Annotated in this window: 11 protein-coding genes; 7 read left to right on the top strand and 4 right to left on the bottom strand. The window is 72.7% G+C overall.

Translation table 11 applies throughout. The features are described from left to right. Window positions 1-3: 3 nt before the first annotated feature. The 4 genes from IO20_RS0101740 to IO20_RS0101755 all read right to left on the bottom strand — a co-directional run bounded on the left by IO20_RS0101740 (window position 4) and on the right by IO20_RS0101755 (window position 5,515). On the bottom strand, window positions 4-2,433 hold the full coding sequence (locus tag IO20_RS0101740) for a transglutaminase TgpA family protein (protein WP_030547371.1): 2,430 nt from the start codon (window positions 2,431-2,433) through the stop codon (window positions 4-6). Beyond that, window positions 2,430-3,779: a DUF58 domain-containing protein gene (locus IO20_RS0101745; RefSeq protein ID WP_030547369.1), complete on the bottom strand. Its 1,350-nt coding sequence runs from the start codon at window positions 3,777-3,779 to the stop codon at window positions 2,430-2,432. Before IO20_RS0101745 ends, IO20_RS0101740 begins: the two co-directional genes overlap by 4 nt. Next, window positions 3,779-4,798, bottom strand: a complete 1,020-nt coding sequence (locus IO20_RS0101750) for an AAA family ATPase (protein ID WP_030547366.1) — start codon at window positions 4,796-4,798, stop codon at window positions 3,779-3,781. Before IO20_RS0101750 ends, IO20_RS0101745 begins: the two co-directional genes overlap by 1 nt. Window positions 4,799-4,942: 144 nt before the next feature. Continuing rightward, window positions 4,943-5,515 carry a beta-class carbonic anhydrase gene (locus IO20_RS0101755; RefSeq protein ID WP_031126660.1) on the bottom strand — a complete coding sequence of 191 codons (573 nt, stop codon included), beginning with the start codon at window positions 5,513-5,515 and terminating at the stop codon, window positions 4,943-4,945. Between the two features lie 326 nt (window positions 5,516-5,841). Between IO20_RS0101755 and rsmH the strand changes: the two genes are divergently transcribed. Genes rsmH through murD form a run of 7 tightly spaced genes read left to right on the top strand, consistent with a single transcriptional unit; the run spans window position 5,842 to window position 14,985 of the window. Then, a complete protein-coding gene (rsmH, locus tag IO20_RS0101760) occupies window positions 5,842-6,798 on the top strand; it encodes a 16S rRNA (cytosine(1402)-N(4))-methyltransferase RsmH (RefSeq protein WP_030547363.1) in 957 nt (318 codons plus the stop codon). Beyond that, entirely contained in the window at window positions 6,795-7,382 is a 588-nt protein-coding gene (ftsL, locus tag IO20_RS0101765) for a cell division protein FtsL (RefSeq protein WP_030547361.1), read from the top strand. The genes rsmH and ftsL overlap by 4 nt, the downstream gene beginning before the upstream one ends. Window positions 7,383-7,389: 7 nt before the next feature. Continuing rightward, window positions 7,390-9,372, top strand: coding sequence for a peptidoglycan D,D-transpeptidase FtsI family protein (locus IO20_RS0101770; RefSeq protein ID WP_030547355.1), 1,983 nt, complete (start codon window positions 7,390-7,392; stop codon window positions 9,370-9,372). A 16-nt stretch (window positions 9,373-9,388) separates the two neighbouring features. Continuing rightward, the gene (locus IO20_RS0101775) at window positions 9,389-11,068 is read left to right on the top strand and encodes a UDP-N-acetylmuramoyl-L-alanyl-D-glutamate--2,6-diaminopimelate ligase (protein WP_030547353.1); all 1,680 of its coding nucleotides are present in this window, start codon (window positions 9,389-9,391) and stop codon (window positions 11,066-11,068) included. Window positions 11,069-11,072: 4 nt separating this feature from the next. Further along, the gene (locus tag IO20_RS0101780) at window positions 11,073-12,497 is read left to right on the top strand and encodes a UDP-N-acetylmuramoyl-tripeptide--D-alanyl-D-alanine ligase (RefSeq protein WP_030547351.1); all 1,425 of its coding nucleotides are present in this window, start codon (window positions 11,073-11,075) and stop codon (window positions 12,495-12,497) included. Beyond that, window positions 12,494-13,564 carry a phospho-N-acetylmuramoyl-pentapeptide-transferase gene (mraY, locus tag IO20_RS0101785; RefSeq protein WP_030547349.1) on the top strand — a complete coding sequence of 357 codons (1,071 nt, stop codon included), beginning with the start codon at window positions 12,494-12,496 and terminating at the stop codon, window positions 13,562-13,564. Before IO20_RS0101780 ends, mraY begins: the two co-directional genes overlap by 4 nt. Continuing rightward, a complete protein-coding gene (gene murD, locus IO20_RS0101790) occupies window positions 13,546-14,985 on the top strand; it encodes a UDP-N-acetylmuramoyl-L-alanine--D-glutamate ligase (protein WP_030547347.1) in 1,440 nt (479 codons plus the stop codon). The genes mraY and murD overlap by 19 nt, the downstream gene beginning before the upstream one ends. The last annotated feature ends 26 nt before the right edge of the window (window positions 14,986-15,011 follow it).

Raw genomic sequence — 15,011 nt, forward strand, 5'->3', positions numbered from 1 at the left:
AGGTCAGTTCGGGTTGTGGGTGGGGCGGCGGAACAGGGCAGCCGCCCGGGTCGACAGGGCGTGGCGGCGTACCGACCAGGCCGTCGACACCTCAGACCAGCGGGTCGACGCGGCCCAGCGCAGGCGGGCCGCCGAGCGCGGGGCCAGCGTCGCGCGCAGGCGGGTGCGGCGGTCGGAGGTCGCGTGGAAGCCCGCCCTGATGCGGGCGGCGTCGTCCGCCAGGCCGGTGGCCGGGCGCGAGTGAGGCGCGTACAGCACCTCCTCGACCGCCCGCGCCACCCGGTGCACCGCGCCCGCGGCCTCGTCCGGCAGCTCGCCCAGGCGGACGATCCGGGCCGCCGTCTTCCGCGGGGTCCGCGACTCGTCAGGCTCGACCCCGTAGTCCCAGGCCGTGTCGTTGATCTCCTGCCAGGCGGCGAGTGTCCGTGCCGCCGTCTCCTCGGGGCCGCGCGCCCCGTCCGAGCCGAGCCGCCGGGCCCGTACCCGGGTCCGCCAGAGCAGCGGGAGGAGGGGGAGCGAGAGCAGGAGCAGGGCCGCCAGGGTCACCAGAACCACCATCAGGGGGTTCGTGCCGGAGCCGTCCGACGACACATCGCCCACAGCCGCGTCCGGACCGCAGTCACCGAGCCTCCGCATCTGCGGGGTGCAGCTCTCCGAGGCGCTCGGCGCGGCGGAGGGCAGCGCCGAGGCGCTCTGTTGGGGCTGCGCGGGACCGGTGGCCGCACCCGAGGGCGTGTCCGCCCGGGTGTACTCGGGGGTGGAGCCCCGCGAAGGAGTCGGCTCGAACCGCGTCCACCCGGCCCCCTCGAAGTACAGCTCGGGCCAGGCGTGCGCGTCCCGGATGCCGACCGACAGGGAGCCGTCGGACTGCGCCGTACCCGGCATGAAGCCCACGGCGACCCGGGCCGGGATGCCGAGGGTGCGGGCCATCGCCGCCATGGTGAAGGAGAAGTGGACGCAGAAGCCCTCCTTGTCCTTCAGGAAGCGGGAGATCGCCTGCACTCCGGTGCCGGACACCACGTCGACGTCGTAGCGGAAGCCGCCGTCCCGGGCGAACCAGTCCTGGAGCTTCACCGCCTGCTCGTAGTCGCTCGTCGCGCCCTGGGTGATCCGCAGCGCGGTGGCCCTCACATCGGCCGGGAGCGATGCGGGGACCTTGGTGTACTCGCGGCGCAGCTTCTCCGGGGCGGGGCCGGCCGCGGCCAGCTCCTTGGCCGTGGGCCGTACGTCCAGGCTGGCGACCTGGTAGCGGGCGCCGCGGGTGGTCTGCTTGTCGTCGCCGACGAGCATCCGGCCGGCCGGTTCGTACCGCCAGCGCCCGCCGATGTCGACGCGGCCGGCCGGGTACGGCATCGGCAGCCACTTCTGCTCGTAGTTCTCGGAGGCGACGAAGTTGCTGGTCACCTCGGTGACCGCGACCTCCTGCGAGAGTCCCTCGGGCCAGGGCAGCTGCTTGGGCACGTCCTCGATCGGGCGGACGGAGGACTTCCACGAGGTGCCGTCGAACTGGTCGAGCGACACGAGCCGCAGATACATGCCGGAGGTGTCGCGGGCGTTGGTCCGGTAGCGCAGGACCTCGCGGTCCTCCGGCTGGCGCAGGTTCTCCTGGAGGGAGACCAGCGGGTTCACGGCCGAGATCGTGCCGCCCTTGCCCGCGCCCCCCGTGCCCTCGCCGTCACCGCCGCCGCCCAGCAGTCCGCCGGTGAAGCCGGGCAGTGCGAGCGGTACCACCAGGGCGACGCCCATGGCCACGGCGCCGATCCGGCGGCCCGTGCGGGCCGGGGCGAAGGCGTTGCCGCCGCTCCCGGTGGCCGAGCCGCCGCGGCCGGGACGCTGGGCGCCGCCGAAGACCCGCCCCCACTGGGAGAGCCGGTCGCGGCTCTCCGCCAGGAGCAGCAGCAGATAGCCGGAGGCGGCGAGGAGGAACCAGAGCCAGCCCGCCCCGCCGCCGGAGAGTCCGGCCGCCACCGAGTACAGGGCGAGCAGCGGAAGGCCGGCCGGGGCGGCCTTGCGGAAGGTGACCGCGAGGGTGTCGACCAGGAGACCGATCGCGACCACACCGCCGACCAGCATGAGCCGGATGCCCTCGGTGTCCGGCGCGGGGACCGCGTACTGGCCGACGTCCGAGGCGCCGGCCTTGAACAGGTCGATGGCGTGGCCGATGGCCTGCGGCCCGGGGAGGAACCAGAGGACGGCCTGCTCCCGGGCGAAGATCGCGGTCAGCGCGACCAGCGTGACGGCGATCTGGGCGAGCAGGGTCAACGGCCGGGCGAGCGGTGCCCGCCGGGCCAGCGTGCCCACGCCGCTCACCAGGGCGAGGACGAAGGCCGCCGTGAAGATCCAGTTCGCCGGCTTCACCAGGGGGAGCATCGCTCCGGCCGCCATCAGGGTGGCGCCCCAGGCGGCCAGGGTCAGCCGTGCGCGCCCGCTCATGACCATCCTCCGTAGGTGTCGGCCGCGGACTCCGCGCGGACTCCGGCCGCCTGCTGCCACAGGTCGGCGAGCCGCGCCCCCGGCGGTACGGCCAGCGCCGTCCAGCCGGCCTCGCGCAGCTGCTGCACCCGGTGATCGACGGCGCCGGCGACCGGGCCGCCGGTCACCCAGGTCCCGGAGTCCAGGACGAAGGCGACGGCCGCGCCGGCGCGGCCGCGCATCCGGGCGGTGAGGGCCGCCTGCTCCTCGTCGAGGTCGCCGACGAAGGCGACGAGCAGCCCTTCGTCGCCGCCGCGCAGCACGTCGGAGGCGCGGGAGAGACCGCCGCCCTCGGAGTGGTCGACCACCGCGAGGGTGTCCATCATCAGACCCGCCGACTCGGCCGAGTCCTGGGCCGAGCCGGCGAAGCCCTCGGCGCCCTCGCCGGGCACCACGCTGCCGGTGTCGGTGACCAGCCGGACGGCGTAGCCGCGCTCCAGCATGTGGACCAGGGCGGAGGCGGCGCCGGAGACCGCCCACTCGAACGCGGAGTCCGGCCCCGAGCCCTGGTAGGCGACCCGGCGGGTGTCGAGGAGAACCGTGCAGCGGGCCCGCTGCGGCTGCTCCTCGCGGCGGACCATCAGTTCGCCGTACCGGGCGGTGGAGCGCCAGTGCACCCGGCGCAGGTCGTCGCCGTGGCGGTAGGCGCGCGGGATGATGTCGTCGTCGCCGGCGAGGGCGAGCGAGCGCTGCTGCCCGTCGCCGTACCCCGAGGCCTCGCCGAAGAGCTTCACCGGCGGAAGGACCTCGGTCCTCGGTACGACGGTGAGGGTGTCGTACGCGCTGAAGGAGCGGGTCAGCTCGCACATCCCGAAGGGGTCGTTGAGCCGGAGCTGGAGCGGGCCGAGCGGGAAGCGTCCGCGCAGGTCGGAGCGGACCCGGTAGGACACCTCGCGCCGCCCGCCCGCCTCGACCCGGTCGAGGACGAAGCGGGGCCGGGGCCCGAGCATGTACGGCACGTGGTCCTGGAGCATGAGCAGCCCGGTGGGCAGCTTGGAGACGTTCTCCATCCGCAGCTGGACCCGGGCCTCGGTGCCCGCCTCCACCCGCTGGGGGGTGAGCCGGCGGGAGGCCGCGACCCGGTAGCGGGTGCGGTGCAGCACGAGGACGCAGATCAGCGGCAGCGTGGCGAGCAGCAGCCCGACGCGCAGCAGGTCGGCCTGGCCGAGGACGTACGCGCAGACGGCGGCGGCCACCCCCGCGGCGAGGAAGGAACGGCCACGGGTGGTGAGACCGCCGAAGGCGGCCCGCAGACCGCCCCGGTCGTCGTCGCCCCGCTGCCCGTCCGGAACGGCAGCGGCACTCATCACAGCCGCCGGGCGCCGGGCTGCTGGCCGTAGAGCGGTCCGGCGGCGGGCGGGGCCGCGGCCGGGACGGGGGTGCGCTGCAGGATGTCGTGGACGACCTGCTCGGCGGTGCGGCGGTTCAGCTGTGCCTGCGCCGTCGGCAGCAGGCGGTGGGCGAGGACCGGCGCGGCGAGGGCCTGGAGGTCGTCGGGCAACACGTACTCCCGGCCGCTGAGCGCGGCGGAGGCCTTGGCGGCCCGCAGCAGGTGCAGCGTGGCCCGCGGGGAGGCACCGAGCCGCAGGTCGGGGTGGGTGCGGGTGGCGGAGACCAGGTCGACCGCGTACCGCCGTACGGCGTCGGCGACGTGGACCGCGCGCACCGCCTCGATCAGCTTCAGGATGTCGTGGGCGTGCGCGACCGGCTGCAGGTCGTCGAGCGGGGAGACCGAGCCGTGCGCGTCGAGCATCTGGAACTCGGCCTCGGCGCTCGGGTAGCCGATGGAGACCCGGGCCATGAAGCGGTCGCGCTGGGCCTCGGGCAGCGGGTAGGTGCCCTCCATCTCGACCGGGTTCTGCGTGGCGACCACCATGAACGGGCTGGGCAGCTCGTAGGTCTGGCCGTCGACGGTGACCTGGTGCTCCTCCATGGACTCCAGGAGCGCGGACTGGGTCTTCGGCGAGGCGCGGTTGATCTCGTCGCCGATCACGATCTGCGCGAAGATCGCGCCCGGCTTGAACTCGAAGTCCCGCCGCTGCTGGTCGAAGATCGACACGCCGGTGACGTCCGAGGGCAGCAGGTCGGGGGTGAACTGGATGCGGCGCACCGAGCAGTCGATGGACCGCGCCAGGGTCTTGGCGAGCATGGTCTTGCCGACGCCGGGGACATCCTCGATGAGGAGGTGCCCCTCGGCGAGCAGCACGGTCAGCGAAAGCCGAACGACCTCGGGCTTGCCCTCGATCACGCTCTCCACCGACCTGCGGACACGCTCCACAGTGGTGGTCAGATCAGCGAGGCTCGCTCGATCGTCATAGGTCGTCACCCGGCCCTCCTCGGCCTTCCGGAACACGGACACCTGCCCCCGGTGGAATGTTCGGGGGGTGTCACCCGAGCATTCTTGTTCGCATCGCCGGGTCGTGTCACTTGCCCGTGGACAAGTGCGAGGGAAATGCCGGGCTTTGGACGGTTACGCCTGGTCGGCGGGACCGTCCGCCGACTCGGTCGACGGGTCGATCTCGCGCAGCAGGCCCGTCGTCACGTCGAAGACGAAGCCCCGGACGTCGTCCGAGTGCAGCAGGAAGGGGGAGGTCCGCACCCGCTGCATCGACTGCCGGACGTCCTGGTCCACGTCGCGGAAGGACTCGACCGCCCAGGCCGGCCGCTGGCCGACCTCCATCTCCAGCTCGTGCCGGAACTCCTCGGTGAGGGACTCCAGGCCGCAGCCTGTGTGGTGGATCAGCACCACGCTGCGGGTGCCGAGGGCCCGCTGGCTGATGGTCAGAGACCGGATCACGTCGTCGGTGACCACGCCGCCCGCGTTGCGGATGGTGTGGCAGTCGCCGAGTTCGAGGCCGAGGGCCGCGTGGAGGTCGAGACGGGCGTCCATGCAGGCGACGACGGCGACGCCCAGGACGGGCCGCGCGTCCATGCCGGGGTCGGTGAAATCGGCGGCATAGCGTGCGTTCGCCTCGACGAGACGGTCGGTGACCGTGCTGCTGGTGCGCACGGCGTCGGCAGAGGAGTGCGTAGAGGTCGACATGAAACCGACGTTAATGGTCACAGGCCCTCCAGGCCTGCTGTGAGAGGGGACAAAGAACGCCATTGTGGCTTGTTGTGAGCTAAGCCACAGCCGTCGGCCGCCCGGGCCCCGAACGGGTGAGCCGTCCGGAATGTCCGGGCGGCTCCCCGGCGCCGTGCGACGCGCCAGCCGGTTGATTGACCGGCGGGTCCCGTGGACTAAAGTGACGCGAAGTTCACGGAGACAACGAGCGATTTCCGCGGTTTCTCCCCCGTGTGTGCGGCGGTACCTACGGCTCGGCCTCCTCCCGCTCGCCCGTACCTCCGCGCCGGATCTGAGAGGGCGCATTGAGCAACGACCGTCACGTCCCGGTCATGCTCCAGCGGTGCCTGGACATGTTGGCCCCCGCCCTGGAGCGCCCCGGCGCGGTCGTCGTCGACTGCACCCTGGGCCTCGGCGGACACAGCGAGGCGCTCCTGAAGCGGTTCCCCGAGGCGCGGCTCGTAGCCCTCGACCGCGACAAGGAGGCCCTGCGGCTCTCCGGCGAGCGGCTCGCCCCTTACGGGGAGCGCGCCACCCTCGTCCACGCCGTGTACGACGAGCTGCCCGAGGTCCTCGACCGGCTCGGCATCCCCACGGTCGACGGCGTCCTCTTCGACCTCGGCGTCTCCTCCATGCAGCTGGACGAGGCCGACCGCGGCTTCGCCTACGCCCAGGACGCCCCGCTCGACATGCGCATGGACCAGACGACCGGCATCAGCGCCGCCGAGGTCCTCAACACCTACCCGCCGGGCGAGCTGGTCCGCATCCTCCGCGCGTACGGCGAGGAGAAGCAGGCCAAGCGGATCGTCTCCGCGATCGTGCGCGAGCGCGAGAAGGAGCCGTTCAGCAACAGCGCCCGGCTCGTCGAGCTCATCCGCGACTCCCTGCCGCAGGCCGCCAAGCGCACCGGCGGCAACCCGGCCAAGCGCACCTTCCAGGCCCTGCGCATCGAGGTCAACGGCGAGCTGAGCGTCCTGGAGCGGGCGATCCCGGCGGCCGTGAAGGCCCTCGGCGTCGGCGGCCGGATCGCCGTCCTCTCGTACCACTCCCTGGAGGACCGGCTCGTCAAGCAGGTCTTCGCGGCCGGTGCGGCGAACACCGCCCCGCCCGGCCTGCCGGTCGTCCCGGAGAAGTACCAGCCCCGCCTGAAGCTGCTCACCCGGGGCGCGGAGCTGCCCACCGAGGAAGAGGTCGCCGAGAACCGGCGCGCCGCCCCGGCCCGGCTCAGGGGCGCCGAGCGGATCCGGGAAGACGTCCTGTGAGCACGGCGAAGGGGCCGCTCAAAGGGCGGGCCGCGCGGCTCGGACGGCTCATGCCGTCAGGGCCCAGCTCGGCCGCCCGCACCCCCTTCGTCCTGCTCGTCGTGGTGCTGCTCGGCGGCGGTCTGATCACCCTGCTGCTGCTGAACTCGGCCCTCAACCAGGGCTCCTTCCAGCTCAACGAGCTCAAGAACAAGACCACCGAGCTCACCGACGAGGAGCAGGCGCTCCAGCGGGACGTCGACGACTACGCGGCCCCCGACGCCCTGGAGCGGCGGGCCCGCGAGCTCGGCATGGTTCCCGGCGGCAGCCCCGCGTTCCTGGGCCCCGACGGCAAGGTGCTCGGCGAGCCCTCGGTCGCGACGGCCCCGAAGCCGAGCCCGACACCGAGCGCCACGCCGAAGAGCGCGCCGCCGGCCCCGACGGGTTCCCAGGCGGCCTCCTCGAAGCCTCCGGTGGACCCCGGCACGGACCCGGCCGGCACCCTTCCCGCCGCCGACGGGAGCCCCACCGGCGCGGACCCGGCACGGACAGGTCCCGCGACCGCGCCCGCAGAGACCCCCACCCCACCGACCTCCGGCAGGTGACCGAGCAGTGCCCCCCAAGGAGCCCCCGCGCCGTCGCGTCCCCGGCCCCGCCAGGCCCGCACGCCCCCGGCCCGCCTCCGCCGGAGCCCGCCCGTCCCGTCCGGCACCGCGCCCGGCCGCGAAGCGGACCGCGCCCCGGCCGCCGGCCCGGCAGCCCCGCACCATCCGGCTCGGCAGCCCCCGGCCCCGGCTGCGCCTGATCTCGCTCGGACTGACCCTCGTCATGCTGGCCTTCGTGGTGCGGCTGCTCCAGGTGCAGGCCGTCGACGCCAGCGCGTACGCGGCCAAGGCCGACAAGTACCGCTTCCAGGAGTACACGCTCTCCGCCGAGCGGGGCGAGATCACCGACCGCAACGGCATCGCTCTCGCCGCGAGCGTCGACGCGTACGACATCACCGCCGACCCCAAGCTCTTCACCCCCGAGGAGTCCAAGGTCCCCGACGCGCCCGAGCAGGCCGCCGCCCTCCTCGCCCCGCTCCTCGGCAAGGAGCCCGCGGAGCTCGCGAAGAAGCTCCGTACCCCCAAGTCCCGCTACACCCTGCTCGCCCGCAAGCAGACCCCGCAGGTCTGGAACCAGATCAGGGACCTCAGGCGGGTCTACGGGCAGAAGGCCCAGCGCTCCGCCGGCGGCAACGGCGTCAACCTCCTCGGCGGCATCCTCAGCGAGCCCAGCACCAAGCGCGTCTACCCGAACGGCGAACTGGCCGCCGGGATACTGGGCTACGTCAACGCCGAGGGCAAGGGCGCGGGCGGCGTGGAGTCCATGCTCGACCCGGAGCTCGCGGGCAAGGACGGCAAGATCCGCTTCACCCAGTCCGGCGGCCGCCAGGTGCCCACCGCGGGCTCCCAGGGCACCCCCGCCGTCCCGGGCTCCGACATCGAGCTCACCATCGACCGGGACATCCAGTGGGCCGCCCAGCAGGCCATCACCGAGCAGGTGAGGAAGTCCAAGGCCGACCGGGGCTACGTCATCGTGCAGGACACCAGGACCGGCGAGGTCCTCGCCATGGCCAACGCCCCCGGCTTCGACCCCAACGACCTCTCCGCCGCCAACGCCGCCTCCATGGGCAACGCGGCCCTCCAGGACGCCTACGAGCCCGGCTCCACCAGCAAGGTCATGTCCATGGCCGCCGTCCTGGAGGAGGGCAGGGCGACCCCCGACACCCATGTCACCGTCCCCAACCGGCTCCACCGCGGCGACCGGCTCTTCAAGGACGACGTCGACCACAAGACCTGGTACCTGACCCTCAACGGCGTTCTCGCCAAGTCCAGCAACATCGGCACCATCCTCGCCACCGGCCAGCTCGGCGCCACCCAGGCCGAGTCCAACCGGGTCCTCCACGGCTATCTGCGCAAGTTCGGCATCGGCAGCCCCAGTGGCCTGAACTACCCGGGCGAGACCTCCGGCATCCTCGCCAAGCCCCAGGACTGGTCGACCTCGCAGCAGTACACGATCCCCTTCGGCCAGGGCCTCTCCGTCAACGCCCTGCAGGCCGCCTCCGTGTACTCGACCATCGCCAACGGAGGCGTACGCGTCGAACCGACCCTGGTCCGCGGCACCAAGGGGCCCGACGGGCGCTTCGCCCCCGCCCCCACGCCCAAGGAGACCCGCGTCGTCAGCGAGAAGACCGCCGACACCCTCGCCAGGATGCTGGAGTCCGTCGTCGACGACCGGGAGGGCACCGGCACCAGGGCGGCCATCCCCGGCTACCGCGTCGCCGGCAAGACCGGTACCGCCAACCGCGTCGACCCCGAACTCGGCCGCTACAAGGGCTACACCGCCTCCTTCGCCGGGTTCGCCCCCGCCGACGAACCGCGGATCACCGTCTACTGCGCCATCCAGAACCCCACCAAGGGCAGCTACTTCGGCGGCCAGATCTGCGGCCCCATCTACAAGAAGGTCATGGAGTTCTCCCTCAAGACCCTCCACGTCGCCCCCACGGGCAGCGCCCCCGCCCGACTGCCGGTCTTCTCCGAACCCACCCCGTGACACTCCGGGAGCACCAGTGACAACGATCACCCCCCATTCCGGGAACCGGAAATCGAACTCCGGCGAGGCCCCGGGCGCTTTTGGCCCCCCACAGGGTGCGCCCGGTACGCTCACCGCCGTGCCACACGCTGATCAGTACCGAACCGCCCCGCCCCGGCCGGAGCAGGCCCGCCCGACACCCCTGGGCGACCTGGCCGCGCAGCTGGGGGTCGACGCCCCCCAGCCCGCCGAGATCTCGGGCATCACCCACGACTCGCGGGCCGTGCGCCCCGGCGACCTGTACGCGGCCCTGGCCGGCGCCCACATGCACGGCGCCGACTTCGCCGCCCAGGCAGCCGGACTCGGCGCCGCCGCGATCCTCACCGACCCGGCGGGCGCCGAGCGCGCCGCCGCGACCGGCCTGCCGGTCCTCGTCGTCGAGAACCCGCGCGGCCGGATGGGCGAACTCGCCGCCGAGATCTACGGACGGCCCGGCGCCGACCTCCTCCAGATCGGCATCACCGGCACCTCCGGCAAGACCACCACGGCCTACCTCGTCGAGGGCGGACTGCGCGGCGCCGGCCACCACACCGGCCTCGTCGGCACCGTCGAGATGCGGATCGGCGACGAGCGCATCAAGTCGGAGCGGACCACCCCCGAGGCCACCGACCTCCAGGCGCTGTTCGCCGTCATGCGCGAGCGCGGTGTCGACGCGGTCGCCATGGAGGTCTCCAGCCACGCGCTCGTGCTCGGCCGGGTCGACGGCTGCGTCTTCGACGTCGCCGTCTTCAACAACCTCAGCCCGGAGCACATGGAGTTCCACTCCGACATGGACGACTACTTCCGGGCGAAGGCCGGGCTCTTCACGCCCGAGCGCAGCCGCCTGGGCGTGGTCAACCTCGACGACGCGTACGGCCGCAGGCTCGTGACGGAGGCGACCGTCCCGGTCGTCACCTTCTCCGCCGAGGGCCGCGCCGACGCCGACTGGCGCGCCGAGGACCTCGTCCTCGGCTCCCACGACTCGACGTTCACCGCCGTCGGCCCCGAGGGCGTGCGGATCGCCGCCACCGCCCCGCTGCCGGGCCCGTTCAACGTCGCCAACACCCTCGCCGCCATCGCCACCCTCGCCGCCGCGGGCATCGACCCCAAGAGCGCCGCCGAGGGCGTCGCGGCCGTCCCCGGCGTACCGGGGCGCCTGGAGCGGGTCGAGGCCGGCCAGCCGTACCTCGCCGTCGTCGACTACGCGCACAAGACGGACGCCGTCGAATCGGTCCTGCGCTCCCTGCGCGAGGTCACCGAGGGCAGGCTGCACGTGGTCATCGGCTGCGGCGGCGACCGGGACACCACCAAGCGCGGCCCGATGGGCGCCGCCACGGCCCGGCTCGCCGACACCGCCGTGCTGACCTCCGACAACCCCCGCTCCGAGGACCCGCTCGTGATCCTCACCGCCATGCTCGCGGGCGCCGCGGAGGTACCGGCGGGGGAGCGCGGCGACGTCCTGGTCGAACCCGACCGGGCAGCCGCCATCGCGGCCGCCGTCGCCCGCGCGCGGCCGGGCGACACCGTCCTGATCGCCGGCAAGGGCCACGAGCAGGGCCAGGACGTCGCCGGGGTGGTCCGCCCCTTCGACGACCGCGAGGTCCTGCGCGCGGCGATCCTCCGACAGAACGCCCGGGACCTCCCCGGCGAAGCCAGCCACCAGAACAGTCAGGGATGAAGCAGTGATCGCCCTCTCCCTCGCCGAGATCGCCGAAATCGTCGGCGGGCAGGCGCACGACATACCGGATCCGGCCGTCCGGATCACCGGGCCCGTCGTCATCGACTCCCGCGAGGTGCGGGCCGGCAGCCTCTTCGCGGCCTTCGCCGGTGAGCACGTCGACGGCCACGACTACGCGGAACGCGCGGTCGCCACGGGTGCGACGGCCGTGCTCGCGGTCCGCCCCGTCGGCGTCCCCGCGATCGTCGTGGACGACGTCCAGACCGCGCTCGGCGCCCTCGCCCGCACCGTCGTCGAACGCCTCGGCACCGACGTCGTCGCCCTCACCGGCTCGGCGGGCAAGACCTCCACGAAGGACCTGATCGCACAGGTCCTCGACCGCCACGCGCCCACGGTGTGGACGCCCGGCTCCCTCAACAACGAGATCGGCCTGCCGCTCACCGCGCTCCGCGCGAGCGACGAGACCCGCCACCTGGTCCTGGAGATGGGTGCCCGCGGGATCGGGCACATCCGCTACCTCACCGGCCTCACCCCGCCGCGCATCGGCCTCGTCCTCAACGTGGGCACCGCCCACATCGGCGAGTTCGGCGGCCGGGAGCAGATCGCCGTGGCCAAGGGCGAACTCGTCGAGTCGCTGCCGTCGGCCGAGGAGGGCGGTGTGGCGGTCCTCAACGCCGACGACCCGCTCGTCCGCGCGATGGCGAGCCGCACCAAGGCCCGCGTGACCTTCTTCGGCGAAGCGGACGAAGCGGCCGTACGGGCCGAGAACGTCCACCTCACCGAGACCGGACAGCCCTCTTTCCGGCTTCACACACCCACCGGGTGCAGTGACGTGACCTTGCGCCTGTACGGTGAGCACCACGTGTCGAACGCGCTCGCAGCGGCCGCCGTCGCGCACGAGTTGGGCATGCCTGTCGAGGAGATCGCCACCGCGCTCTCCGAGGCCGGCACCCTTTCGCGCTGGCGCATGGAGGTCACCGAGCGTCCGGACGGCGTGACGATCGTCAACGACGCCTACAACGCGAACCCCGAGTCCATGCGAGCCGCCCTGCGCGCGCTCGCGGCCATGGGCAGGGCCGCACAGGCCCGAGGGGCTCGTACGTGGGCGGTGCTCGGCAAGATGGCCGAGCTCGGTGACGCATCGCTCGTCGAGCACGACGCGGTCGGACGGCTCGCCGTCCGGCTCAACGTCAGCAAGCTCGTCGCGGTCGGGGACAGGGAAGCGTCCTGGCTGCAACTGGGCGCATATAACGAGGGTTCGTGGGGTGAGGAGTCGGTGCACGTGTCCGACGCGCAGGCGGCTGTCGACCTGTTGCGCAGTGAGCTGCGCCCGGGGGACGTCGTCCTTGTGAAGGCTTCCAGGTCGGTCGGTCTCGAACAGGTCGCCCTGGCTCTCCTCGACACCGAGGGCGAGGTCACCGGCCGATGAGGCAGATCCTCTTCGCGGGGGCCATCGGGCTCTTCCTGACCCTGATCGGCACGCCGCTGCTGATCAAGCTCCTCGCCCGCAAGGGATACGGGCAGTTCATCCGCGACGACGGCCCCCGCGGCCACGCCGGGAAGAAGGGCACGCCCACCATGGGCGGCATCTCCTTCATCCTGGCCACGCTCATCGCGTACGCCCTGGCCAAGGTCATCACCGGTGAGGACCCGACGTACTCGGGCGTCCTGGTGCTGTTCCTGATGGCCGGCATGGGCCTGGTCGGCTTCCTCGACGACTACATCAAGATCGTCAAGCAGCGTTCGCTGGGCCTGCGGGCCAAGGCGAAGATGGCCGGCCAGCTGATCGTCGGCATCGCCTTCGCCGTGCTGTCGCTGCAGTTCGCCGACCTGCGCGGGCTCACGCCCGCCTCCGAGAAGCTCTCCTTCATCACGGACTTCGGCTGGACCATCGGTCCGGTGCTGTTCGTGATCTGGGCGCTCTTCATGATTCTCGCCATGTCCAACGGCGTGAACCTGACGGACGGTCTGGACGGCCTGGCGACCGGCGCCTCGGTGATGGTCTTCGGCGCGTACACCTTCATCGGGCTCTGGCAGTTCCAGGAGTCCTGTGCGAACGCCATGACCCTGACCAACCCCAACGCCTGCTTCGAGGTGCGCGACCCGCTCGACCTCGCGGTCGTCGCCTCCGCGCTGATGGGTTCCTGCTTCGGCTTCCTGTGGTGGAACACCTCGCCGGCCAAGATCTTCATGGGTGACACCGGCTCGCTGGCGCTCGGCGGCGCGCTCGCCGGTCTCGCCATCTGCTCCCGTACGGAGCTCCTGCTGGCCCTGCTCGGCGGCCTGTTCGTACTGATCACGATGTCCGTGGTCATCCAGGTCGGCTCGTTCAAGATGACCGGCAAGCGCGTCTTCCGGATGGCACCCCTCCAGCACCACTTCGAACTCAAGGGGTGGTCCGAGGTCCTTGTCGTCGTCCGGTTCTGGATCATCCAGGGCATGTGCGTGATCGTGGGCCTGGGCCTCTTCTACGCGGGATGGGCATCGGAGAAGTGACAGAACAGCTCGACTGGACCGGCAGGAACGTCACCGTCGCGGGGCTCGGGGTGTCCGGCATTCCGGCCGCCCGCGTCCTGCACGGCCTCGGCGCGGCCGTGACCGTCGTCAACGACGGCGACGACGAGCGCTCCCGGGCGCAGGCCGCCGCACTGGAGGCGGAGGGCATCACCGTCCGCCTGGGCGACGGGGAGACCCTGCCGTCCGGCACCGAGCTGATCGTCACCACCCCCGGCTGGCGGCCCGACAAGCCGCTCTTCACGGCCGCCGCCGAGGCGGGCGTGGAGATCTGGGGCGACGTCGAGCTGGCCTGGCGCCTGCGGGGCCCCGACGCGGCCCCCTGGCTGGCGGTCACCGGCACCAACGGCAAGACCACGACCGTACGGATGCTCGCCTCGATCCTGGAGGCGGCGGGCCTGCGGACCGCGGCCGTCGGCAACATCGGCGTCTCGCTGCTCGACGCCGTCCTCGGCGAGGAGCGGTACGACGTGCTCGCCGTCGAGCTCTCCAGCTACCAGCTCCACTGGGCGCCCTCGGTCCGCGCCCACTCGGCCGCCGTGCTCAACCTCGCGCCCGACCACCTCGACTGGCACGGCTCCATGGAGGCGTACGCCGCCGACAAGGGCCGGATCTACGAGGGCAACCGGATCGCCTGCGTGTACAACGTCGCGGACAAGGCGACCGAGGACCTGGTCGTGGAGGCCGACGTCGAGGAGGGCTGCCGGGCGATCGGCTTCACCCTCGGCACCCCCGGCCCGTCCCAGCTCGGCGTCGTCGAGGGCATCCTCGTCGACCGGGCCTTCGTCGAGAACCGGCAGAAGAACGCCCAGGAGCTCGCCGAGGTCGCCGACGTCCAGCCCCCGGCCCCGCACAACATCGCCAACGCGCTCGCCGCCGCCGCCCTCGCCCGCGCCTTCGGCGTCGACGCGAAGGCCGTACGGGACGGCCTGAGGGCCTTCCGGCCCGACCCGCACCGCATCGAACTGGTCGAGGAGGTCCAGGGAGTCACGTACGTCGACGACTCCAAGGCCACCAACACCCACGCCGCCGAAGCCTCGTTGGCGGCCTACGACCCGATCGTCTGGATCGCCGGCGGACTCGCCAAGGGCGCGACCTTCGACGAGCTCGTGGAGAAGTCGGCGAAGCGCTTGCGCGGCGCCGTCCTGATCGGCGCCGACCGCGCCCTGATCCGCGAAGCCCTGGCGCGACACGCCCCGGAAGTACCGGTGGTGGACCTCGACCGGACCGACACTGGGGCGATGTCCGAGGCGGTCCGCGAGGCGGCACGGATGGCCCGACCGGGGGACACGGTGCTCCTCGCCCCGGCCTGCGCCTCGATGGACATGTTCACCAACTACAACAAGCGCGGCGAGGCCTTCGCGGACGCGGTCCGCGCCCTGGCCGCCACCGGGGACGCCTGACCTGCCCAGTGGGAAGGTCCGGCAGG

Source organism: Streptomyces exfoliatus (assembly GCF_000725545.1).
Lineage (GTDB): Bacteria > Actinomycetota > Actinomycetes > Streptomycetales > Streptomycetaceae > Streptomyces > Streptomyces exfoliatus.

What these genes read in the sequence shown, in the direction of transcription:
- IO20_RS0101745 (WP_030547369.1), bottom strand. Translation starts at nt 3,779, where the DNA reads ATGAGTGCCGCTGCCGTTCCGGACGGGCAGCGGGGCGACGACGACCGG.
- IO20_RS0101740 (WP_030547371.1), bottom strand. Translation starts at nt 2,433, where the DNA reads ATGAGCGGGCGCGCACGGCTGACCCTGGCCGCCTGGGGCGCCACCCTG.
- mraY (WP_030547349.1), top strand. Translation starts at nt 12,494, where the DNA reads ATGAGGCAGATCCTCTTCGCGGGGGCCATCGGGCTCTTCCTGACCCTG.
- murD (WP_030547347.1), top strand. Translation starts at nt 13,546, where the DNA reads ATGGGCATCGGAGAAGTGACAGAACAGCTCGACTGGACCGGCAGGAAC.
- IO20_RS0101755 (WP_031126660.1), bottom strand. Translation starts at nt 5,515, where the DNA reads ATGTCGACCTCTACGCACTCCTCTGCCGACGCCGTGCGCACCAGCAGC.